Raw genomic sequence first — 21725 nt, forward strand, 5'->3', positions numbered from 1 at the left:
GACGGCGACACGGTGAACAGCGATGCCTCACCGACGACGAGACGACTGACGAAGGACCTGAAGTGAATATCCGCTCCCTCACTCGAGGCGACGGCGTGGTGATCGGAGCAGCGGTGTTGCTGTTCATCGCGTCGTTCCTCAGGCTCTACTCCGGGTACGGCCTGGACGTGACCGCTTGGACCGACCTCAGCGAAGGCTTCGGCATCTACATGGGCGGGGTCATCGGCGGCGCCCTGATCGTCGTCAACCGCTGTCTGCCGCAGCCGCGCAAGGTCCTCGGGCTCGACCTGGGCACGGTCGGCGCCGCCTTCACGGTGCTTGTCGTCTGGACCCAGTTCTGGACGCTGGTGGACATCCCGGACGGCTACAGCGCCGGAGCCGGTCTCATCCTCGGCTTCATCGCGGCCCTCGCTCTGGCCGCCGCGGCCGTCGCGACTCCGCTCGTTCCCGCCCTGCAGGCCGCACTCGTCCAGGCCCCCCAGCCCATCAGCCCCGCCGCCCCCTACGGCGCCCAGCCCGCAGGCGGTTACGGGTACCCGGGAGCCTCGCAGCCCGGCCAGCCCGGTCAGCCCGGTCAGCCCGGTCAGCAGCCCTACGGTGCTCAGCCGTCGCAGCCGGGGCACCCGTTCGGCGCGCAGCCGAGTCAGCCGTCGGCCCCGCAGACGCAGCAGCCCGCTCAGGACTTCTCGCCGTTCTGGTTCGCCGTACCGGTCGCGCGTCCGCTGTTCTCGGAGGACGGCGCGCAGGCGCCGATCGCCGAACTGGCGCCGGGCACCTGGTACCTGGCCGTCGAGCAGCGCGGTGCGACCCTGGTGGCGCAGACGCAGGACGGCCGTCGTGGCGTGCTCCAGGACACCTCGGGGATCCAGCGCGGCTGACCCGCCCATCGTCGCAGCGACGGCCCCTCGCCCTTTCCGGCGGGGGGCCGTTGTCGTACAGTCCCAGCACCGGCGAGAACTGACGGCACGTCAGAACACGGCTCCTGGAGGCGACATGCGGCTCGGTCTGGCCCTCGGCTACTGGGGGCGCGGCCCTTCGGCGGACCATGTACCGCTCGCCCAGGAGGCGGAGCGGCTCGGCTACCACTCGGTGTGGACCGCCGAGTCGTGGGGCTCGGACGCGTTCACCCCGCTCACCTGGATCGCCGCGCGGACCACGCGCATCCGTCTCGGCACGGCGATCGCGCAGATGGCCGCCCGTTCCCCCACCACGACCGCGATGCACGCGCTCACCCTGGACCATCTCTCCGGCGGGCGCATGATGCTGGGGCTCGGCCTGTCGGGACCTCAGGTCGTCGAGGGCTGGTACGGGCGGCCGTTCCCGAGGTCACCGCTCACCGCGACCCGGGAGTACGTCGATGTCGTACGCCAGGTGCTCAGGCGTGAGGGGCCGGTCGAGCTGGACGGACGTTTCCACTCCCATCCGTACCGGGGTGCCGACGGCACGGGACTCGGCAAGGCGCTGAAGCCGATCACTCACCCGTTGCGGGCCGAACTGCCGGTCCTGCTCGGTGCCGAGGGTCCGAAGAACATCGCGCAGACGACACGCATCGCGGACGGCTGGCTGCCGCTCTACTGGTCGCCGACGCGCCCTCAGGCGTACGAGGCCTCGCTCGCCGACCTGCCCGAGGGCTTCCTCGTGGCGCCGATGGCCCGCGCGCACGTCTGTGACGACGTCGCCGAGGGGCTGCTGCCGGTCAAGGCGATGCTCGGTTTCTACATCGGCGGGATGGGGCACGCGGCCCGCAACTTCCACGCCGATCTGATGGCCCGGATGGGCTTCGAGGAGGAGGCCCGCAGGATCCAGCGGCTGTTCCTGGAAGGGCGCCGGGAAGAGGCCGTACTGGCCGTGCCGGACGCCTTCGCGGACGAGATCTCGCTCGTCGGACCGCGTGAACGCATCGCCGAGCGGCTGGAGTTGTGGCGCAAGGGCCCGGTGACCGACCTGCTGGTCCTGTCCCCGGACCTCCGCACGCTGCGCGTGCTGGCCGAGCTGAACTCCTAAGGGCTGTCCGTTCCCGCCCGACCCGCGGCGCCTGGCATCGCACCTCGCCGCGCTGTCGGGCACCTCCGAGTGGGCTGGATCGGCGAGGGTCCGCCGGATCGCGAGGGTACGCCGGCCCAGCCGGTCAGGCCCAGCCGCCCAGCCGCCTAGCCGCCGCTCAGTTGGGACGCCGACGGCACCTTGTCCACGACCTCGGCACCAGCGCTCCTCCCGGCCGCCTTCACCTTGTTGACGACGTCCTCGAAGGAGTTCGCGACCGCGTCGGTCGAATCGCCGCTGCGCAGTTCGGCGGGCAGGTTCTTGAGCGCGGCGATGCCCGCGGCGAGCGGGGCGAGGGCCTTGGAGAGCGCGGGATCGCCCTGGGCGTTCTTCGTGGCGGCCTTGAGCCGGTTGTACGCGAAGGTGCCGGCGAGCCCGGCCTTGACCAGGGCGACCCGGCGGCCCTTCGCACCCTTCTTGAACGTGCCCGCCTTCCAGGGTCTGACGATCCACTGGTAGGTGGCGCCCGCCGCCAGCCCCGCGTTGGCCACGAAGCGGGTCTTGGCGAACTTCTGCTTCTGAGCCGAAGTGGTCGGGGTGGGGGTGGCCGCCGTCTGCACCACGGCGGCGGTGTCCTGCCCGGAACTGCCGCCCCCGCAGGCCGTCGTACCGCCGATCAGGACGCAGGAGAGGGCCAGCGCCACGATCAGGCGCCGTACGGGTACGGGCACGGGATCCTCCGGATGAGGGGGGACGGTTCTCCCCGGTCCGCCGGTCCTTCCCGTTCGCGGGGGAACACGGCTCTCCCCGGCAGCCTCACCCGTCCCCGTCCACCGTGCCACCCGAGAGAACCCGTTCGGGTTTCATCCAGGATTGACGGGCAACCCGCTGGACATGTCCCCTCGATATCGCAACGGCTCGAATCAGGCGGGGACGGTCATCGCGATCGTCGCGGATGTTATGGCCGTCATCCTCGGTCTCTGGATACTGATGTATCTGCTCGACGCCAACCCTGGCAACGACCTCGTGCAGTTCATCCACCACATGGCGAGCTGGCTGGCCGGCTGGTCGCGTGACCTGTTCACCTTCGACGAGCAGTGGGCGCGCGTGGTCGCCGGCTACGGTCTCGCCGCCGTCGTCTACCTGTTCGTGGGCCACGCGGTGGCCAACCGCATGCACCGGCACTGACGGCCCGGAGCACCCGGAAAGTCCGGAGCGTCCGGACGGTGCCGAGGGCCGGAACGGCCCGGCCCGTCCGGACGGTTCAGCGGGTCTCGGTGCAGCAGTCGGGGTCCAGGCCGGTCGGAAGGCGCTCGCCGCCGAAGACCGCGCAGGTCGGTTCGTCGCCGCCCAGTGCGGCGACCGCCAGCAGCAGGGAGCCCGCCGTCCAGGTGGTGAGCTCCTCGGGCCAGATGGCCTGGTCCTCGAAGACATAGCCCGTCCAGTACAGACCGGTCTTCGGATCGCGCAGGTGCTGGATGGACTGAAGGATCTCCAGCGCGCGGTCGGACTCGCCCACCGCCCACAGGGCGAGGGCGAGTTCGGCCGATTCACCACCGGTGACCCACGGGTTGGGAACGACGCAGCGCACCCCGAGACCGGGCACCACGAAGCGGTCCCAGCCCTCCTCGATACGGGACTTGGCCTCGGCGCCCGTCAACGCGCCGCCGAGTACCGGGTAGTACCAGTCCATGGAGTAGCGGTTCTTGTCGAGGAACCGCTCCGGGTGGAGCCGGATCGCGTGCCGCAGCGCGCCCACCGCCAACTCCCAGTCGGGCTGCGGCTCTTCGCGCTGCTCGGCGATGGCGAGCGCGCAGCGCAGCGCGTGGTGGACCGACGAACTCCCGGTCAGCAGCGCGTCGTCGACCGGGGTCCCGTCGTCCTCACGCTTCCAGCCGATCTGCCCGCCGGGCTGCTGGAGCCGCAGGACGAACTCCACGGCCGCGAAGACGGCGGGCCACATGCGGTCCAGGAACACGTCGTCGCCGGTCGCCAGGTAGTGGTGCCAGACGCCCACCGCGATGTACGCGCAGAAGTTGGTCTCCCGGCCGCGGTCGGTGACGTCCTCGAAGTCCCCGTCGGCGTACGCCGCGTACCAGGATCCGTCCTCGTTCTGATGCCGCGCCAGCCACGCGTAGGCGCGCTCGGCGGCCTCGTGCTCCCCGGCCGCGTCGAGCGCCATGGCGGCCTCGGTGTGGTCCCACGGGTCGAGGTGGTGGCCGCGGAACCACGGAATCGCTCCGTCGGGGCGCTGCACCCCGAGGATCCCGCGCACCGTGGCGTCGGCCTCCTCGACGGTGAGGACCCCGGGCAGGACGAGGTGTTCTGTCCGGGGAGTGGTCACGTGGCGTCCGCCTCGGAGGCGGCTGTCGCGGAAGCGGTCTTCGCGGAATCCCTCGTGGCGGAGTCCGTAGCAGCGGCGAGCTCGGGCAGGTGCGGCTTGGTCGCGTAGGCCACGAAGCTCTTGCCGATCAGCGGGTTCAACGCCTGCTCGACGACCCGGGTGGCCAGTGGTTTCTTCATGATGTCCCAGACCAGCAGCTTGTGGTACGCCCGCACGGGCAGCGCCTTGTCGTTGTCGACGCCGAACGCGCACTTCAGCCACCAGTACGGCGAGTGCAGCGCGTGCGCGTGGTGGGAGCCGTAGGGCCGCAGGCCGGCCTCGCGGATCTTCCCGAGCAGTTCGTCCGCCTTGTAGATGCGGATGTGGCCGCCCTCGACCTCGTGGTAGGCGTCGGACAGCGACCAGCAGACCTTCTCCGGCCCGTAGCGCGGCACGGTGATGGCGATACGGCCGCCCGGCCTGAGCACGCGGACCATCTCGGCGAGGACGCCCTTGTCGTCCGGGATGTGCTCCATGACCTCGGAGATGATCACGACGTCGAAGGACTCGTCGGGGAAGGGCAGCGCGAGCGCGTCGCCCTCCATGGCCGTCGCGGTGGCCCCGGCGGGCGCCTCCCCGGCCTCCTTCATCGCCGCGAACCACTTCGCGACCTCGCGGATCTCCTCGCCGTTCTGGTCCAGCGCCACGACCTGCGCGCCGCGCCGGTAGCACTCGAACGCGTGCCGGCCGGCACCGCATCCGAGGTCCAGAACGCGATCGCCCGGGGCGAGCGGGAACCGGGAGAAGTCGACGGTCAGCACGTGGCCCTGCTTTCGCGGTTGGCTGCAACTAGTTCTTCGGCGGCGGGAGTCCTGTCCGCGGCCTCGGAGCGGTCGGGGCCCTGGGTCGCCGAGGAGTCGGCGCCCGGCGCGCTGCCGCCCCCTTCCGTATCCGTGGCCAGGGCGGCCTCGCGCGAGCGGGGCCGGGACGCGGGGAGGGCCATCGCCTCACGGTAGTGGGCCACCGTGCCCTCGGCCGCCTTGGCCCAGGTGAAGCGGGCGAGGACGCGTTCGCGCCCGGCGGAGCCGAGCCGCGCCCGCAGTCCCGGGTCGCCGAGGAGCCGGCCGAGAGCCGCCGCGAGCGCGCCCGAGTCGCCCGGCGGGACCGCGAGGCAGGTCTCGCCGTCGGGGCCGGCGACCTCCGGGATCGCTCCGCCGGTGGTGGCCACCAGCGGCGTCCCCGTGGCCATCGCCTCGGCGGCGGGCAGCGAGAAGCCCTCGTACAGGGAGGGCACACAGGCGACTTCGGCCGAGCGCACCAGGTCGACGAGTTCGGCGTCGGAGATGCCCTTGACGAACTCGACGGCGCCGTCGAGGCCGTACCGCTCGATGGCCTGGGCGACCGGACCGTCCTCGGCGCGCCTGCCGACGACGACGAGGTGGGCGCCCGGGTGCTCGGTGCGCACCTTCGCGAGGGCCTCGACGAGGAAAACCAGGCCCTTGAGCGGCACGTCCGCGCTGGACGTGGTGACGATGCGGCCGGGAACCTGGCGCACGGACGGATCCGGCGAGAAGAGGTCGGTGTCCGCGCCGATGTGGACGACGTGGACGCGGTCCCGCTCGACGCGCAGGTGGTCGACGATCTCCTGGCGGGAGGTGCCGGAGACGGTGAGCACGGACGGCAGCCGGCGCGCGACGCGCTTCTGCATCCGGGTGAAGGCGTACCAGCGGCGGACGGAGGCGCGGCGCTGCCAGCCCTCGGCCGCGTCCAGTTCCAGCTGCCGGTCGACGGTGATGGGGTGGTGGATCGTGGTCACCAGCGGGGCGCCGACATCCCCCAGCAGGCCGTAGCCGAGCGTCTGGTTGTCGTGGATGACGTCGAACTCACCGCGCCGGGCCCGCAGATGCCGGCGGGCGCGCAGCGAGAAGGTCAGCGGCTCGGGGAAGCCGCCGGTCCACATGGTGCCGACCTCGAGGGCGTCGATCCAGTCCCGGTACTCGCCCCGCGCGGGAGTGCGGAAGGGGTCGGGCTGGCGGTACAGGTCGAGGCTGGGCAGCTCGGTGAGGCTCAGCCCGGGAAGGCCCTCGTCGAGGACGGGGTAGGGCTGGGAACCGATGACCTCGACGCGGTGGCCGAGGCGGGCGAGTTCGCGCGAGAGGTGTCGTACGTACACACCCTGGCCGCCACAGAACGGGTTGCCCTTGTAGGTGAGGAGCGCGATGCGCAGGGGTCGGTCCCCGTCGGCAGCCGCACCCTTACCGGGGCCCGCCTCCATGGCCTCAGCGGTCACTTCCGGTCCCCTTCTCCCTGCACTTTCCCGCGAGATTACGCCGGGACGCTAATCTAGAACAAGTTTCAGACTTGATCGTTCAAGGAGCATTGAATCTACCGGCAGGTAGCGCCAGTGTGAGCGGTGGATCAGGTGATTCACGCCACGACGGCGCGGCGGGGTCGGCTGGTCCGCGCGGTGCTGTCACACCCTGCCATGCCGACTCGTCGCTCCCTCTCGCTGATGTCACGGAACGGACCCATGCCTGCGGAAGCCAAGGCGGACTCGAAGAACGCTCGACCGGCACCGGGGGCCGGCACGCCCGCCGCACCCGCCGACCCCGCGCGCTCCAGGCCGCACCCCATGTCGCATCCCGCCTCTCCCCCGCTCACCGAGCGGCAGGAGGCGCGCCGTCGCCGGATCCTGCACGCGAGCGCCCAGCTGGCCAGCCGGGGCGGCTTCGACGCCGTACAGATGCGCGAGGTCGCGGAGTCGTCGCAGGTTGCTCTCGGCACCCTGTACCGCTACTTCCCCTCGAAGGTGCATCTGCTGGTCGCCACGATGCAGGACCAGCTGGAACACATGCACGGCACACTGCGCAAGAAGCCGCCTGCCGGGGACACCGCCGCGGAGCGGGTGGCGGAGACCCTGATGCGCGCGTTCCGCGCGCTCCAGCGCGAGCCGCACCTGGCCGACGCGATGGTCCGCGCGCTCACCTTCGCGGACCGCAGTGTCAGCCCCGAGGTCGACCAGGTCTCGCGGCAGACCACGGTGATCATCCTGGACGCGATGGGCCTGGACGACCCGACGCCGGCCCAGCTCTCCGCCGTACGGGTCATCGAGCACACCTGGCACTCCGCCCTGATCACCTGGCTCTCCGGCCGGGCGTCCATCGCCCAGGTCAAGATAGACATCGAGACGGTCTGCCACCTGATCGACCTGACCGACCCGAGGGGCCGGTAGGTCCCGGACGACCGGGAGCCCCTGGACGACCGGGTCATCCCCGCATCCGGCCCTGCCCCTGCCCCGCCCCGGCGGCCCTACTCCTCCGGCGGGAACACCGGCTCGCCGCTGCCCAGCAGGGAGATCATGACGGCCTCGACCGGGCAGCCCTCGGCCGCTTCGAGGATCTTCTCGTTCGCGTCGGTCTCCGGCTCGACCGGATGGGACTGCATGGCCACGTCGAGGCGGAAGGCTTCCGGGGCGTGGTGGACGCACTGGGCCGAGCCGATGCAGACGGAACGGTCGACCTCGACCTGCCAGCGGTCGCCCATCCTCAGGCCTCCCAGCCGGCCGGGAGGTGGATCATCTTGTGCTCCAGGAACTCGCCGTATCCCTCGGGCCCGAACTCCCGCCCCAGGCCCGAGTTCTTGTAGCCGCCGAAGGGGCCCAGCATGTCGAGGCTGAAGGTGTTGACCGAGTAGGTGCCGGTACGGACCTGTCGGGCTACGTCGATGCCATGGGCGACGTCCGCCGTCCAGACGCTGCCGCTCAGCCCGTAGTCGGAGTCGTTGGCGATCTTCACGGCCTCGGCCTCGTCGCCGTAGGGGAGCAGGCAGATCACCGGGCCGAAGATCTCCTCCCGGGCGACGCGCATCGAGTTGTCGACGTCGCCGAAGAGGGTCGGCTCGACGTACCAGCCGCGGTCGAGCCCCTGCGGACGCCCGCCGCCGGCCAGGATCTTGGCGCCCTCCTCCTGGCCGATGCGGATGTAGTCGAGGTTGCGCCGGCGCTGCCGCTCGGCGACCAGCGGCCCGACCTGGGTGGCCGGGTCGAGGGGATCACCGACGACCAGCGCGTTCGCCGCCGCGGCGAAGGCGTCCGCGAACTCGTCGTAGCGCGAGCGCGGTACGAGGATGCGGGTCTGGGCGACGCAGGCCTGGCCGTTGTTCATCCAGGCGGCCGAGACGATCCCGGGGACCGAGGTGTCGAGGTCCGCGTCCGGCAGCACCACGGCAGCCGACTTGCCGCCCAACTCCAGTGTCACGCGGGTGAGATGGCGCGCGGCGACCTCCATCACCCGTTTGCCCGCCGCGACCGACCCGGTGAAGGAGACCTTGTCGATGCCGGGGTGTCCGACGAGGTACTCGCTGACCTCGCGGTCCGCCGGGAGGATCGACAGGACCCCTTCGGGCAGCCCGGCCTCCTTCGCGATCTCGCCCAACAGGTAGGCGTCCAGGGGCGATTCGGGAGACGGCTTCAGTACGACGGTGCAGCCGGTCAGCAGCGCGGGCGCGAGCTTGGCCGCCGCCACGAACTGCGGGACGTTCCACGGCACCACGGCCGCCACCACGCCCACCGGCTCACGGCGGACGAGGAGCTTGCCGAGGACTCCGTCGCGCGTCTCCTCGTACGTGTAGCCGCGCGCGACGGTGATCGCCGCGTCCCAGACCATCATCGCGCCGAGGGCCTGCGCGAGGACGCTCCAGGAGTAGGGGGAGCCGTTCTCGGAGGAGATGACGCGGGCGATCTCCTCGTGGCGTACGGCGATGGCGTCCTTGATCCGCGTCACGACCGCGATCCGCTCGTCGAGGCTCATCCGCGGCCAGGGGCCCTCGTCGAACGCCCGGCGCGCGGCGGCGACGGCCCGGTCGACATCCGCCGCCGAGGCGTGCGGCACCCGGCCGATGACCTCCTCGGTGTGCGGCGAGATCACCTCGATGACGTCCTTGCCGAGGGGGTCGGTCAACTCCCCGCCGATGTACAGCTGTCCGTGTTCCACGAGCTCGGTCATGGCCGACTGCCTCCAAGGACGCTCTCCGCCACCATTTCTGACGCTTCATCAGATACGAGAACTGATACCAGTTCCCGCGAGATGAGTCCACGGCGCGGACGCGGCCGTCCGGGCGGACGGAACGGCCGACTCGGGCTCCCGACAGTCGACTTGGGCTCCCATTGGAACTCGTTCTAGTTATAGTGGCGAGAACTCGGCGATGGGTGGAAGCGCATGACGCAGGTGACCGATCACGGCGGGGGCGTACGGTCGATCCGAGTCCCCATCCCGGACAACCCGCTCGGCCATACGCTGGTGTATCTGGTCGACACCGACGCCGGGCCCGTGCTCATCGACACGGGCTGGGACGACCCCGCTTCCTGGGACACCCTCGTCGAGGGGATCACCGGCTGCGGAACCTCCGTCACGGAGATCCACGGCGTGGTCATCACCCACCACCACCCCGACCACCACGGTCTGTCGGGCCGGGTCCGCGAGGCGTCCGGCGCCTGGATCGCGATGCACGCCGCCGACACGGCGATCGTCCGGCGCACCCGGGAGAACCGGCCCGAGCGCTGGTTCGCCTACATGGCCGCCAAGCTGGCCGCCTCCGGCGCTCCGGAGGAGCACGTCGCCCCGCTCCGCGAGGCGCAGACGTCCGTACGCCGCCCCAGCACCCTGCCCGGCTTCTCCCCCGCGCTGCCCGACCGCGAGATCGTCCCCGGCGAGTTCGTCGCCCTGCCCGGCCGCCGGCTGCGCGCCGTCTGGACCCCCGGCCACACACCCGGGCACGTCTGCCTCCACCTGGAGGAGGCCCACCCGGCTCAACTGCCCGGCAACGGACGTCTGTTCTCCGGCGACCACCTGCTGCCGAGGATCACCCCGCACATCGGCCTCTACGAGGACCCGGGCACCCTCGGGCGCCCTCCCTACCCGAACGGGATCGAGAGCCTCGGGGAGATCGCCGATCCGCTCGGCGACTACCTCGACTCCCTGGAGCGCGTCGGCCGTCTCGGCCCCGCCGAGGTTCTCCCGGCCCACCAGCACGTGTTCACCGACGCCCCGTCCCGTGTCGCGGAGCTGCTCGCGCACCACGAGGAGCGGCTCACCGGCCTGCTCACCCTGCTCTCCGTCCCGCTCACGCCCTGGCAGCTCGCCGAGCGCATGGAGTGGAACCGCCCCTGGGCCGACATCCCCTACGGATCACGGAACATCGCGGTCTCCGAGGCCGAGGCCCATGTGCGGCGGCTGGTGAAGCTGGGACGGGCCGAGGCGGTGCCGGGCAGCGATCCGGTGACGTACGTGGCGGTGTGACGCCCTCTCGTCCAGCGAGTCGCGAGTTGTGAGTCGCGTGTCGCGAATCGCCGGTGCGCTCGGGTCGCGGTCACCGGTCGTCAGCAACCGACGACCTGTCCGCCCGTCACCGACGGCCTGTCCGCTCATCACCGGTCGCCGGCTCGCTCATCACCGGTCGCCGGCTCGCTCGCCACCGGTCGCCGATCGCGGGCCACGGGTCGCCGGTCCCCAGCCGCCGACCGCGAGCGCCGGGCACCTGATCGTGACCCGGATCCCGGAGCGCGGATCCCGGAGCGCGGATCTCACCAGCCATGGACCGCGTAGTCCATCCCCTCTTCGTACGGCATCGCGCGCCCCTCCTCGTACGCCTTCTCGTAGGCCGGGTCGCCGATCTCGCCGCGGACGCGGAGTTCGTGCGAGCGGCGGGTGGCCATCAGGTCGGGCGAGTCCATCTGGGCCCGCCCGGTGAGTTCCCACACCCGCTCGCCGATGCCGAGGAGGCGGGCCGCGCTACGGCCGTCGCCCGCGGCGACGACTCCCGCGGCGAGCACGTCGAGGGCCATCGCGGCACCCACGGTGTTGTGCAGCAGCCCGTGCCCGGCCAGCGCGGTGCGGGCGTTGCCGACGGCCGCCGCGATGTCCCCGCGCACCAGGTCGGTCTGGGCCACGACGCTGTCGGCGAATGCTCCCGCCCACGACTCGCCGCACGCCACGCTCGCCGCGCGCACCTCCTCCGCCACCGCACGCGCCCGCTCGTGGTCCCCGCTCAGCAGATACGAGTAGGCCAGCGCCACCCGGACCTGGAGCTGAGCGGCCCCGAACCAGTCCCGCCGGACGGGCAGCCGAGGTGCGCCGGCCAGCACCTGGACCGCCTCGGACAGTCGTCCGCTCAGCGCGAGTTGGCCGCCCCGGATGTACTTGGCGGCCACCACCGCCACCGGGTCGCCCTGTTCCCTCGCCGCGTCGGCACAGCGCACCGCCCAGTTGGCCGCGCCCTCCAGATCCCCCTGGAGCAGCGCGACCGCACCCCGTGTCCACACCGCGCGGATGCGCTCGGGGCCGGACGGCGCGCCGTTCGCCAGCGCCTGGTCGAGACAGTGCCGGGCTTCGCGCAGACGGCCGCAGTGCCGCCACAGGAAGCCGATGTCGGCCGCCATCGCGAGCGCGCCCCGTCCGTCGGGCCCGGTGAGCGCGCAGTCCATGGCCGCGCGGAGGTTGGCGTGCTCGGTGAGGGTGCGCTCGCACCAGGCTGCCTGGCGTCCGGTGTTCCACTCGGCGCAGCCCTGGCGGGCGAGGCGCCCGTAGTGGTCGCGGTGACGCAGCCGCAGGGCGTGTTCCTCGCCGAGCGCGCGCAGCCAGTCGGCGCCGAACTCCCGCACGGTGTCGAGGAGTCGGTAGCGGATGGGGTCGGCGTGGTGGCGGCGCACGACGGACTGCTCGACGAGCCGGTCGAGGAGTCCGGGGATCCGGCCGGCGGGCAGCGGACCGCCCGCGCAGACCTCTTCGGCGGCGCTCGCGCAGAAGCCGCCCGCGAACACCGACAGACGGGCCCACAGCAGCCGCTCCAGCGGTGCGCACAGCTCGTGGCTCCAGCCGATGGCCGTGCGCAGGGTCTGGTGTCGGGGCGGCCCTTCGCCCTCGCGCGCCGCGAGCAGGTCGAGCCGGGACGGCAGCCGCCGGCCGAGCAGGGCGCTCAACTGGTCCAGGGTGAGTTCACCGAGCCGGACGGCGGCGAGCTCGATGGCGAGCGGGATGCCGTCGAGGCGGCGGCAGACGGCCTCCACCGCGGGGCGGTCGGTGTCGCCGAGGGGGAATCCGTTGTCGGCCGCGCGGTCGGCGAACAGGGCCACCGCGTCGCCCGCGACCGGCAGCGGATCGAGGCGCAGGACGTGCTCACCCGGCAGACCGAGCGGCTCACGGCTGGTGACGAGGATCCGCAGGCCCGGCAGCAGCGGCAGCAGGGTCTCGACGACGGCCACGCAGTCCGCGAGGAGGTGCTCGCAGGAGTCGAGGACCAGCAACAGCCTTTTGCCCTCGGCCCATTCGGCGATCACTTCGGTGACGGGCCGTGTCGACCGGTCGGAGAGGCGCAGCGTCTCCACGACGGCGAGGCCCACCAGTCCGGCGGTGTGCAGCGCGGAGAGCTCCACCAGCCAGACACCGTCCGGGTACGCGCCGTCGATCCGGCCCGCCGCCTGGAGCGCGAGCCGGGTCTTGCCGACTCCGCCGACGCCGACCAGGCTCACCAGCCGGTCGGTCCCGGTCCCCGGATCCAGCTCTCGCTCCAGCCGGCCGAGTTCCTCCAGCCGGCCGATGAAACTCCGCGTCGATGAGGGCAGATTGCCGGACCGTCCACCGGACGCGCTGCCGGACCGTCCACGGGTCGTGTTGTCGGACACGTGCACCAGTCTGACCGGATCGCACACGTGCGATGCCCCGGTCCCCCGACTCGGACAAAAGATCAACATCGCGACGCCACTTCCGGGCACCTTCCGACGAGATGTGATCAACTCTCCGTCGGCGTGGGCGACGACGGCGGTTTTCGGCGATCGTCGGGTGATGCGCGAAAGGGAGCAACGGAGCGAACGGATGCCCGCCGACGACGGAGGCGACGGGCAGGTCGGAGCCGGGTTCTCGTGGCCGATGCTCGTGCCGCCGACCGCCGGTCCGGCGGTGACCCTGCCGCATCTGCTGGACGACCGGGTACCGGCCCTGGTCACGCTGCTGCTGATCGGGCCGTTACTGGCGTGCGCGCGCTTCGGGGCGCGCTGGACCCTGCTGGTCTCCTGCTGGTCGGCGGCACTGGGGATCGCGACGGGCCTCGCCGACGGTGATGCGACCGGCTTCGACTTCGGCGTCCATTTCGGCGGGCTGCTGCTCGGCTGCGCGATCACCGTGTACGCGGCCGGCCGGCGCGAGCGCCTGAGCGACGCGCTCGCACGGGCCCGCGAGGTCGCCCGGATCACCCAGGAGGCCGTCCTGCGGCCCATCTCCCGCACGCTGGGCGACACCCAGGTACACACCCGCTACCACTGCTCCGGTGCCGAGTCGACGGTCGGCGGCGATCTGTACGACGTCGCGGTGACCCCGTACGGACTGCGGGTGCTGGTGGGTGACGTACGCGGTCACGGCCTCGACGCCCTCCGGCTGACCGCCGAGACGATCACCGGTTTCCGTGAACTCGCCTATACCGCGCCCGATCTCGCCGCCCTGGCCGACGGTCTCGACACCCGTCTCGCACCGGAACTTGGACCGGAGGACTTCGTGACCGCCCTGCTCGCCGAGTTCGCGCCCGGTGAGGTGCGGCTGGTCAACTGCGGTCACCCGGCGCCGCTGCGCTCCGGCCGGAGCGTCGAGTTCCTCGAACCCGAGGTCCCCACACCGCCGTTGGGGCTGCGCCCCGAGCCCCGCCAGTACCGTGTGCGGCTCCAGCCCGGTGACCGCCTGCTCCTCTACACGGACGGCCTGACCGAGGCCCGCGACCAGGACGGCGTCCCGTTCCCGCTGCTCGGCGAGGCCACTCTCGCACTGCGCGAACCCCTCCCCGAGGACGCCCTGGACACCTTGCACGCCAGCCTGCTCCGGCACACCGGCGCGCCGCTGTCCGACGATCTCGCGCTGGTGCTGTGCCAGCCGGTGGAGGCCGCGGTCCCCGCACGTGCCCTGTGACCGTCGAGCCGTCACCGGCCGGTACCGAACGGCTCCGGCCTGACCGCCGTACGGGGGCACGGCCCCGCCCCGGCCGACCACCGCTCAGCCCCTCAGCTCTTCAGCCCTCAGCCCTCAGCCCAGCAGCCCCTCAGCCCCTCAGCCCCTCAGCCCAGCATCGCCCGGATCAACTCGTCGGCCTCGCCCAGAACTTCGACCTCGCTCGCGTTCATCGTCGGGTTCGCGGCCCGGCGCCGTCCCGCCTCCACGAGTCCCTCCTCGGTCACCTGGTCCTCGTTCCCGTCGAGCAGCGCGTCGAGTGTCTCCTCGGCCACGTCCCCGGTCGCCTCGCCGCCGACGGCGACCTGGGCGAGGATCACTGCGGACATGGCCCAGTCGAGGCCGGGCGGACCCTCCTCGGCGTTGGACCAGTCGATGACCTTCGGTCCGTCCGGGGTGAGCATCACGTTGTCGGGATGCAGATCCAGGTGCAGGACACGGACGGCGGGGTCGGCGGAGAGCCGGGCGGGCACGGCGTGCAGCTTGCGCAGCAGCCGGGCCAGGGTCAGGCCCGCCTCCTGGGCGGAGAGCAGTCCCTGGCCGAAGGCTTCGAGCATGGTCGGCCCGGACAGCCGCTCCATCACCAGATCACCGCGGGTCGCCGCCCGCACACCCGGCACCGGATAGCCGTGCGAGCGCACATGCTGCATCACCGCCGCCTCGGCGGTCGCGTCGCCCCAGCCCGCGCGGTCCCGCCGCAGCACCCACGCGTCGTCGATCTCGTAGACGTCCGCCGAACGCCCCGAGCCGAGCAGTCTCCCCGTTCGCATGGCCCGAACCTAGCGGATGTCCTTCGGCCCGCCCCGGGTTCGCGGTGATCCGAACGACACCCGCATGCCGTTCCCACACCCGCTCCACAGGCGGCGCCCGGGGAATTCCGGGCGGCCGGTAGAGTGAGCGCGTCGTCATCACGCCCGTACGAGGAGAAGCCGGTGCGAATCCGGCGCTGACCCGCAACCGTGAGCCACTTCGGTGGCGAGCCGGATCGCCTGGCACGGGACGTGACCGGCTCGTGCCCTCGGCAGCCCGCCGACGGCCGGCACCGTCGAGGGATACGGAGCCGGAGCCGCCCGGATACCTCGGCGTGCCCGGTGCTGCCCGGCTCCCCGCAGGGAGAGTCATGTCTGTTCGCCGCACCGCAGCGGTACTGGCCGCCACCGCCGTCATCGGGGCGGTCGTAGCACCGGCCGCGTTCGCCGCCGACTCGTCCCCCTCGCCGTCGCCGTCGGTGGCGCTTCCCTCGGGCCTGTTCGGCTCCACCGACCCGACCTACGACGGCGTCTGGCGGCAGTCGCTCGCGCTGCTCGCCCAGCACACGGTCGGCGTACGGCCCGCCGACAAGGCCGTGGACTGGCTGACCGGTCAGCAGTGCGCCAACGGGGCCTTCGCCGCCTACCGCGCCGACGCTGGTGCCGCGTGCGACGCCAAGACGCAGGTCGACACCAACAGCACCGCGGCCGCCGTGCAGGCCCTCGGCGCGCTCGGCGGGCACGACGACGCCACCGGCAGGGCCGTGACCTGGCTGAAGTCCGCGCAGAACAAGGACGGCGGCTGGGGCTACATGGCCGGCGGGGCCAGCGACACCAACTCGACATCCGTCGTGATCGGCGCCCTGAGGGCGGTCGGCAAGAAGCCCCAGAACGTCTCCAAGGACGGCAAGTCCCCGTACGACGCCCTCGTCGAACTGTCGAAGGTCTGCGGGGGAGAGGGCGGCGGCGCCTTCGCCTACCAGCCCGACAAGTCCGGCAAGCTGGTGGCGAACGCGGACGCGACCGCCGCGGGCGTGCTCGCCGCCCTGGGCAACGGTTTCGTGGCGAAGGCCGGTCCGTCGTTCGACCTCACGGATTGCACCACCACCGACAAGCCCGGCCCGGAGGACGCGGCGTCGAACGGCGCCGACTATCTGGCCAGGTCGCTGGCGAAGACCCCGTACCTGAAGGCCGCGCTCCCGGGCGCCAAAGACCAGCCCGACTACGGCAACACGGCGGACGCGGTCGTGGCCCTGGCGGCCGACGGCGCGACGAAGCTCGCGAAGGAGCCGCTCGCCTGGCTGGAGAAGAACTCCGGCGACTGGGCGGCCAAGTCGGGCCCCGCCGCGTACGCGCAGCTGATCTTCGCCGCGCACGCCACCGGCACCGACCCGCGTGACTTCGGCGGCAAGGACCTGGTCGCGCAGCTGGCCGCCACGGGCCCGGCGCCGAGTGCGGCCGGAGCCTCGGCCACCCCGAGCGAGAAGAAGAACGACGAGAAGAAGGACGACGGCAACGGGCTCGGCGTCTGGTGGATCGTCGGCGTCGGCCTGGTCGCGGGCATCGGCATCGGCTTCCTGATCAGCGGCCGCAACAAGAGGCAGCAGCTGTGACCGGCCGTCGGACGACCGCGCCCGCCCTGGCGCTCGCGCTGGCCCTCCTGCTCCTCGTCCTCGGCGGCGCGGGGCAGGCCCGGGCCGTCGGCTACCGCTACTGGTCCTTCTGGGACCTGACCGGCGGGAAGTGGACGTACGCCACCCAGGGCCCGTCCACCGCGCGGCCGTCCGACGGTGAAGTCCAGGGCCTGCGCTTCGCGGTGAGCGAGGACTCCCAGCACGCCGTACAGCCGCGCGGGGAGCGGGAGTTCGCCGCGATATGCGCCAAGACGCCCGCGCAGCGGGGCAAGAAGCGGGTGGCCCTGGTCATCGACCCCGGTACGGCCGCCGACGCGCCGTCCGGCGAGCGTCCGCCGTCCCCGCGTACCGCCTGTGCCCGGGTCTCCCCCGACGCGAGCACGGCGGAGGCCCTGGCCATGGTCGCCAAGCCGCTGCGCTACGACACCAACGCGCTGCTGTGCGCCATCGCGGGCTATCCGCGAACGGGCTGCGGCGACCCGGTCGCGGCCGACGGGCCGACCGCGTCCGCCCGCCCGCACGCCTCCGAACCGGCCGGCTCCGGCCCCTCGGTGGGCCTGCTGGCGGGAGTGGCGGCGGTGGCCGCGCTGGGTGCGGCGGCCGTCTGGCAGGCCCGCCGGCGCAAGGGCTGAGGCACCGATCATGAACAAGGGCGGCCCCGAACGCCCCATCGCCACCGCCATGGGTCACCGCCCCGAGGCGCGGTGGGGCTCCCCCCTGTCCGAGCGGGACCGGAGGCCCGGGACGGTGGGACCCCAGCGCCCCGCGCGGGACGCCGGCCCGACCGGGCGACCGCGGAACTCCCGTGCCCGTTCCCGCTCCGGCACCCCGCGTGCGACCCGCGCGAACGCCCTGCACCCGGGCGCCTGGTGGATGTGGGCCCTGGGGCTCGGCACCGCGGCCTCCCGCACCACGAACCCCCTCCTGCTCGCGCTCCTCATCGCGGTGGCGGGCTTCGTGGTGGCCACCCACCGCACCGACGCCCCCTGGGCCCGCTCCTACACCGCCTTCGTGAAACTGGCCGCGGCCGTCCTCGCCATCCGTCTGGCCTTCGCCGTCTTCCTCGGCTCCCCCGTCCCCGGCACCCACGTGATCGTCACGCTCCCCGAGATCCCTCTCCCGCACTGGGCACAGGGGGTCCGCATCGGCGGCCGGGTCACCGCCGAGGGCCTGCTCTTCGCGCTGTACGACGGCCTGAAACTGGCCGCGCTCCTCGTCTGCGTCGGCGCGGCGAACGCCCTCGCGAACCCGGCACGGCTGCTCAAGTCCCTGCCGGGAGCGCTGTACGAGGCGGGCGTCGCCGTGGTCGTCGCCCTCACCTTCGCCCCGCATCTGATCGCCGACGTCCAGCGACTGCGGGCCGCGCGCCGGCTCCGTGGCCGCCCGGACCGGGGGCTGCGTGGCCTGCTGCACGTCGGACTCCCGGTCCTGGAGGGCGCGTTGGAGCGTTCGGTCGCGCTGGCGGCGGCGATGGACGCACGCGGGTACGGGCGGACGGCGGAGGTCCCGGCCGCCGTCCGCCGGACCACCGGAGTTCTCACCCTGGGCGGTCTGCTCGGCGTCTGCGCGGGCACGTACGGGCTGCTGACCGCGGCGGGCGACACCTACGGCCTGCCGGTCCTGCTGGCCGGGCTCGGCGCGGCGCTCGGCGGACTGTGGCTGGGTGGCCGCCGCTCACCGCGGACCCGGTACCGGCCGGACACCTGGGGCGTCCGTGCCTGGCTGGTCACCGGGTCGGGCGTGGCGGTCGCGGCCCTGATGATCGTCGCCGCGTCCTACGATCCCGCCGCGCTGAGCCCCGGCGTCGTCCCCCTGGTCGCCCCCGCCCTCCCCCTCGTACCGGCGGCGGCGATCCTGCTGGGACTGCTCCCCGCCTTCGTGGCCCCCGCCTCCCAACGAACCCCGGCCCCCGAGGAGTCGTCATGATCCGCTTCGAGGATGTCTCCGTGACATACGCCGGGGCGGCCGAACCCACCGTCCGGGGCGTCGACTTCGAGGTCCCGGAAGGCGAACTGGTGCTGCTGGTCGGCCCGTCCGGGGTCGGCAAGTCGACGATGCTGGGCGCGGTGAGCGGACTGGTCCCGCACTTCACGGGCGGAACGCTGCGCGGCCGGGTCACCGTCGCGGGACGGGACACCCGTACGCACAAGCCGCGCGAACTCGCCGACGTGGTCGGCACGGTCGGCCAGGACCCGCTGTCCCATTTCGTGACGGACACAGTGGAGGACGAACTCGCCTACGGCATGGAGTCGTTGGGACTGGCACCGGCGGTGATGCGCCGCCGCGTGGAGGAGACCCTCGACCTCCTCTCGCTGGCCGATCTCCGCGACCGCCCGATCGCCACGCTGTCCGGCGGCCAGCAGCAGCGGGTCGCGATCGGCTCGGTGCTCACCCCGCATCCCCGGGTCCTGGTCCTCGACGAACCCACCTCGGCCCTGGACCCCGCCGCGGCGGAGGAGGTCCTCGCCGTCCTGCAACGCTTGGTCCACGACCTGGGCACCACGGTCCTGATGGCCGAGCACCGCCTGGAACGTGTCGTCCAGTACGCCGACCGGATCGCCCTGCTTCCCGCTCCGGGAGCGCCGCTGACGCTCGGCACCCCGTCCGAGATCATGGCCGTCTCCCCGGTCTGCCCACCGGTGGTGGAACTGGGCCGCCTGGCCGGCTGGTCCCCGCTCCCGCTGACCGTGCGCGACGCGCGACGCCGGGCGGGGACACTGCGCGAGCGGCTCTCCGCGACGTCGGCGAAGTCCGCCGGGGCCGTTGGAGACCCCGGACCCGCGGCACCCGCCAAGGGCTCCGGGCCGACCGGACTCAGCGACGGCAGCGGACCGGCCGAACAACCTGAAGGCACGGGACCGGCCGAACACGGTGAAAGCACGGGACCGGCCGAACACGGTGAAGGCCTGGGACGGGCCAGCGGCACCGAAAGCACCGGAGGCACACGGCCCACCGCCGCCCTCCCCCTCCCTTCGGCACCAGCGCGCCCCGCCTCCCCCCTGCCCTCCCCCTTCTCTTCCTTCTCTTCGTTCCCTTCCCGCTTCTTCCGACTCCCCGGCGGGCGCACCTCGGCCACCGCCCCTTCCCCGGCCGAAGTGGCCGTGGTCGAGTCGCTGGCCGTCCGACGCGGGCGCGTCGAGGCGCTCCGCCGGGTCGACCTCACCGCACGGCCCGGCGAGACCATCGCGCTGATGGGCCGCAACGGCGCCGGGAAGTCGACGCTGCTCGGGGCGCTGGTCGGGCTGGTCGAGCCGACCTCCGGGTCCGTACGGGTCGGCGGGGCGGTACCGCACCGCACGGCGCCGCGTGACCTCGTACGCCGGGTGGGACTCGTACCGCAGGAGCCCCGGGATCTGCTGTACGCGGACACGGTGGCCGCCGAGTGCGCGGCGGCCGACGAGGACGCCGGGGCCGCCGCCGGGACCTGCCGGGCGCTGGTGTCCGAACTGCTGCCGGACATCGCGGACGACACGCACCCCCGTGACCTGTCGGAGGGGCAGCGGCTGGCGCTGGCGCTGGCCGTCGTCCTTACGGCCCGCCCCCCGCTGCTGCTCCTCGACGAGCCGACCCGTGGCCTCGACTACGCGGCCAAGGCCCGGCTGGTCGGCGTGTTGCGCGGTCTGGCCGCCGAGGGCCACGCCATCGTGCTGGCCACGCACGACGTGGAACTCGCCGCCGAGCTCGCCCACCGTGTGGTGATCCTCGCGGACGGTGAGGTCGTCGCCGACGGCCCCACCGCCGAGGTGGTCGTCGCGTCACCGTCCTTCGCCCCGCAGGTCGCCAAGATCCTGGCCCCCGAGCCGTGGCTCACCGTCGCCCAGGTCAGGAAGGCCCTCGCATGAGCGCCGCCGACACCTCCGTCCGCCGCTCCCCGTCACAGCCGTCACGACCGCGGCCGCAGGCGCAGGCCAGGGCCGTCCGTCTCGGCCCGCGTTCCGTCGCCGCCCTGGCCCTGGTCAGCGCCACCGGGGCCGCCGGATTCGGCTGGCCGCTCTTCGCGGGGACCGGCTCACAGGTCAGCGCACACGCCCAGGACGCTCCGTGGCTGTTCGCGGGGCTCCTCGTCCTGCTGGTCGCGGTCGTCGCGGCGACGATCTCCGAGTCGGGGCTCGGCCCGAAGGCGGTCGCCATGCTCGGCGTCCTGGCGGCGACCGGCGCCGCATTGCGCCCGATCGGGGCCGGGACCGCGGGCATCGAGCCGATGTTCTTCCTGATGGTGCTGAGCGGACGGGTGCTCGGCCCCGGCTTCGGGTACGTGCTCGGGTCCGTGACCATGTTCGCGTCGGCGCTGCTGACCGGCGGGGTGGGGCCCTGGATGCCCTTCCAGATGCTGGCCATGGGCTGGTTCACGATGGGCGCCGGACTGCTGCCGGGCCCGGACCGGCTGCGCGGCCGCGCGGAACTGCTCATGCTCGCCGGATACGGCTTCCTCGCCGCCTTCGCGTACGGCACCGTCATGAATCTGGCCGGCTGGCCGTTCATGGACGCGCTCGCCTCGAACATCGCGTTCGACCCGCACGCCGCCGTCCCCGCCAACCTCGCCCGCTTCCTCGCGTACTGCCTGGCCACCTCCCTCGGCTGGGACCTGGGCCGGGCCGTCGTCACCGTCGTGCTGACCCTGACGATCGGCACGACCCTCCTCAAGGCGCTGCGCCGGGCCACGCGCCGGGCCGCTTTCGAGAGCCCGGTCGCGTTCGACCCCAGGTGACCTGCGGCCCGCGTCACACCGTCCGGCGGCACTGCGTGGGCGCCCCCGCACCGTCCGTCAGGTGCGGGGTGAACCGGCCCACAGGACCCAGGTCACATACGAAGCGGCTTCGTAGACCGAATCCCAGGGCATGGTCGCGTCGCCACACCCTCTGACCAGGGGTTCGAGAGCCACGTCACATGACGGACTTTCCCCGTGGATGCGACCACAACTAGTAAATGGGGTCATTGCGGACGGGTTCGGATTTTGTTTGTCTTGGGGACGTCGCCAGGCGCCACGAGCCCGTACGGGCCGCGGCGCCGACGTACGCCGCCCCTTCCACACACCACGTGGTCACGGCGT

At 72.7% G+C, this 21725-nt stretch carries 19 protein-coding genes and 1 riboswitch; of the genes, 11 read left to right on the plus strand and 8 right to left on the minus strand.

Annotated features, from left to right (window positions below; genetic code table 11):
* Positions 1-62: 62 nt before the first annotated feature.
* A complete protein-coding gene (locus tag ACFYW8_RS31855) occupies positions 63-878 on the plus strand; it encodes a hypothetical protein (protein WP_389084998.1) in 816 nt (271 codons plus the stop codon).
* A gap of 115 nt (positions 879-993) precedes the next feature.
* Positions 994-2004, plus strand: a complete 1011-nt coding sequence (locus ACFYW8_RS31860; protein WP_365873097.1) for an LLM class F420-dependent oxidoreductase — start codon at positions 994-996, stop codon at positions 2002-2004.
* 146 nt (positions 2005-2150) lie between these two features.
* Here the strand turns inward: ACFYW8_RS31860 and ACFYW8_RS31865 are convergent, their stop codons facing one another.
* Positions 2151-2714, minus strand: a complete 564-nt coding sequence (locus ACFYW8_RS31865; RefSeq protein ID WP_389085005.1) for a hypothetical protein — start codon at positions 2712-2714, stop codon at positions 2151-2153.
* A 163-nt stretch (positions 2715-2877) separates the two neighbouring features.
* Between ACFYW8_RS31865 and ACFYW8_RS31870 the strand changes: the two genes are divergently transcribed.
* Positions 2878-3171: a hypothetical protein gene (locus ACFYW8_RS31870; protein WP_365873101.1), complete on the plus strand. Its 294-nt coding sequence runs from the start codon at positions 2878-2880 to the stop codon at positions 3169-3171.
* 76 nt (positions 3172-3247) lie between these two features.
* Here the strand turns inward: ACFYW8_RS31870 and ACFYW8_RS31875 are convergent, their stop codons facing one another.
* From ACFYW8_RS31875 to ACFYW8_RS31885, 3 genes are read right to left on the minus strand one after another with little or no spacing between them, the layout of a single operon-like run.
* A complete protein-coding gene (locus tag ACFYW8_RS31875) occupies positions 3248-4327 on the minus strand; it encodes a prenyltransferase/squalene oxidase repeat-containing protein (RefSeq protein WP_389085013.1) in 1080 nt (359 codons plus the stop codon).
* Complete coding sequence (locus tag ACFYW8_RS31880) at positions 4324-5127, minus strand: class I SAM-dependent methyltransferase (RefSeq protein WP_389085017.1); 804 nt, start codon at positions 5125-5127, stop codon at positions 4324-4326. Before ACFYW8_RS31880 ends, ACFYW8_RS31875 begins: the two co-directional genes overlap by 4 nt.
* Positions 5121-6596 carry a glycosyltransferase family 4 protein gene (locus tag ACFYW8_RS31885; RefSeq protein ID WP_389085022.1) on the minus strand — a complete coding sequence of 492 codons (1476 nt, stop codon included), beginning with the start codon at positions 6594-6596 and terminating at the stop codon, positions 5121-5123. Before ACFYW8_RS31885 ends, ACFYW8_RS31880 begins: the two co-directional genes overlap by 7 nt.
* A gap of 240 nt (positions 6597-6836) precedes the next feature.
* Here ACFYW8_RS31885 and ACFYW8_RS31890 point away from each other — a divergent pair, with 240 nt between their 5' ends.
* Positions 6837-7538 carry a TetR family transcriptional regulator gene (locus tag ACFYW8_RS31890; RefSeq protein ID WP_365873109.1) on the plus strand — a complete coding sequence of 234 codons (702 nt, stop codon included), beginning with the start codon at positions 6837-6839 and terminating at the stop codon, positions 7536-7538.
* A gap of 77 nt (positions 7539-7615) precedes the next feature.
* Here ACFYW8_RS31890 and ACFYW8_RS31895 read toward each other — a convergent pair whose 3' ends face one another.
* Together ACFYW8_RS31895 and ACFYW8_RS31900 are read right to left on the minus strand one after the other, a co-directional pair.
* The gene (locus tag ACFYW8_RS31895) at positions 7616-7849 is read right to left on the minus strand and encodes a ferredoxin (RefSeq protein WP_389085031.1); all 234 of its coding nucleotides are present in this window, start codon (positions 7847-7849) and stop codon (positions 7616-7618) included.
* A 2-nt stretch (positions 7850-7851) separates the two neighbouring features.
* Positions 7852-9309, minus strand: a complete 1458-nt coding sequence (locus tag ACFYW8_RS31900; RefSeq protein ID WP_389085036.1) for an aldehyde dehydrogenase — start codon at positions 9307-9309, stop codon at positions 7852-7854.
* Between the two features lie 213 nt (positions 9310-9522).
* Between ACFYW8_RS31900 and ACFYW8_RS31905 the strand changes: the two genes are divergently transcribed.
* Positions 9523-10602 (plus strand): MBL fold metallo-hydrolase, encoded by a 1080-nt coding sequence (locus tag ACFYW8_RS31905; protein WP_389085041.1) that lies wholly within the window; start codon positions 9523-9525, stop codon positions 10600-10602.
* 284 nt (positions 10603-10886) lie between these two features.
* Here the strand turns inward: ACFYW8_RS31905 and ACFYW8_RS31910 are convergent, their stop codons facing one another.
* A complete protein-coding gene (locus ACFYW8_RS31910) occupies positions 10887-12983 on the minus strand; it encodes an ATP-binding protein (RefSeq protein ID WP_389085046.1) in 2097 nt (698 codons plus the stop codon).
* 190 nt (positions 12984-13173) lie between these two features.
* Between ACFYW8_RS31910 and ACFYW8_RS31915 the strand changes: the two genes are divergently transcribed.
* Positions 13174-14253 (plus strand): PP2C family protein-serine/threonine phosphatase, encoded by a 1080-nt coding sequence (locus ACFYW8_RS31915; protein WP_389085051.1) that lies wholly within the window; start codon positions 13174-13176, stop codon positions 14251-14253.
* 146 nt (positions 14254-14399) lie between these two features.
* On the opposite strand, the gene ACFYW8_RS31920 is transcribed toward ACFYW8_RS31915, so the two are convergent.
* Positions 14400-15062 carry a phosphotransferase gene (locus ACFYW8_RS31920; RefSeq protein WP_365873121.1) on the minus strand — a complete coding sequence of 221 codons (663 nt, stop codon included), beginning with the start codon at positions 15060-15062 and terminating at the stop codon, positions 14400-14402.
* 153 nt (positions 15063-15215) lie between these two features.
* Positions 15216-15279, plus strand: a riboswitch (cobalamin riboswitch).
* Between the two features lie 133 nt (positions 15280-15412).
* Between ACFYW8_RS31920 and ACFYW8_RS31925 the strand changes: the two genes are divergently transcribed.
* Genes ACFYW8_RS31925 through ACFYW8_RS31945 form a run of 5 tightly spaced genes read left to right on the plus strand, consistent with a single transcriptional unit; the run spans position 15413 to position 21383 of the window.
* On the plus strand, positions 15413-16654 hold the full coding sequence (locus ACFYW8_RS31925) for a prenyltransferase/squalene oxidase repeat-containing protein (RefSeq protein ID WP_389085058.1): 1242 nt from the start codon (positions 15413-15415) through the stop codon (positions 16652-16654).
* Positions 16651-17307, plus strand: a complete 657-nt coding sequence (locus ACFYW8_RS31930) for an SCO2322 family protein (protein ID WP_365873125.1) — start codon at positions 16651-16653, stop codon at positions 17305-17307. The genes ACFYW8_RS31925 and ACFYW8_RS31930 overlap by 4 nt, the downstream gene beginning before the upstream one ends.
* A gap of 49 nt (positions 17308-17356) precedes the next feature.
* Positions 17357-18601 (plus strand): energy-coupling factor transporter transmembrane component T, encoded by a 1245-nt coding sequence (locus ACFYW8_RS31935; protein WP_389085129.1) that lies wholly within the window; start codon positions 17357-17359, stop codon positions 18599-18601.
* The gene (locus ACFYW8_RS31940) at positions 18598-20517 is read left to right on the plus strand and encodes an ABC transporter ATP-binding protein (protein ID WP_389085065.1); all 1920 of its coding nucleotides are present in this window, start codon (positions 18598-18600) and stop codon (positions 20515-20517) included. The genes ACFYW8_RS31935 and ACFYW8_RS31940 overlap by 4 nt, the downstream gene beginning before the upstream one ends.
* Positions 20514-21383, plus strand: coding sequence for an ECF transporter S component (locus ACFYW8_RS31945; RefSeq protein ID WP_389085070.1), 870 nt, complete (start codon positions 20514-20516; stop codon positions 21381-21383). The genes ACFYW8_RS31940 and ACFYW8_RS31945 overlap by 4 nt, the downstream gene beginning before the upstream one ends.
* The last annotated feature ends 342 nt before the right edge of the window (positions 21384-21725 follow it).

The organism is Streptomyces sp. NPDC002742 (assembly GCF_042888885.1).
GTDB lineage: Bacteria > Actinomycetota > Actinomycetes > Streptomycetales > Streptomycetaceae > Streptomyces.

Bases quoted from the DNA above. Each gene is read 5' to 3' on its own strand.
- ACFYW8_RS31935 (WP_389085129.1), top strand. From the start codon at position 17,357: ATGGGTCACCGCCCCGAGGCGCGGTGGGGCTCCCCCCTGTCCGAGCGG.
- ACFYW8_RS31905 (WP_389085041.1), top strand. From the start codon at position 9,523: ATGACGCAGGTGACCGATCACGGCGGGGGCGTACGGTCGATCCGAGTC.
- ACFYW8_RS31900 (WP_389085036.1), bottom strand. From the start codon at position 9,309: ATGACCGAGCTCGTGGAACACGGACAGCTGTACATCGGCGGGGAGTTG.
- ACFYW8_RS31945 (WP_389085070.1), top strand. From the start codon at position 20,514: ATGAGCGCCGCCGACACCTCCGTCCGCCGCTCCCCGTCACAGCCGTCA.
- ACFYW8_RS31920 (WP_365873121.1), bottom strand. From the start codon at position 15,062: ATGCGAACGGGGAGACTGCTCGGCTCGGGGCGTTCGGCGGACGTCTAC.
- ACFYW8_RS31940 (WP_389085065.1), top strand. From the start codon at position 18,598: ATGATCCGCTTCGAGGATGTCTCCGTGACATACGCCGGGGCGGCCGAA.
- ACFYW8_RS31890 (WP_365873109.1), top strand. From the start codon at position 6,837: ATGCCTGCGGAAGCCAAGGCGGACTCGAAGAACGCTCGACCGGCACCG.
- ACFYW8_RS31860 (WP_365873097.1), top strand. From the start codon at position 994: ATGCGGCTCGGTCTGGCCCTCGGCTACTGGGGGCGCGGCCCTTCGGCG.
- ACFYW8_RS31870 (WP_365873101.1), top strand. From the start codon at position 2,878: ATGTCCCCTCGATATCGCAACGGCTCGAATCAGGCGGGGACGGTCATC.
- ACFYW8_RS31915 (WP_389085051.1), top strand. From the start codon at position 13,174: ATGCCCGCCGACGACGGAGGCGACGGGCAGGTCGGAGCCGGGTTCTCG.
- ACFYW8_RS31895 (WP_389085031.1), bottom strand. From the start codon at position 7,849: ATGGGCGACCGCTGGCAGGTCGAGGTCGACCGTTCCGTCTGCATCGGC.
- ACFYW8_RS31925 (WP_389085058.1), top strand. From the start codon at position 15,413: ATGTCTGTTCGCCGCACCGCAGCGGTACTGGCCGCCACCGCCGTCATC.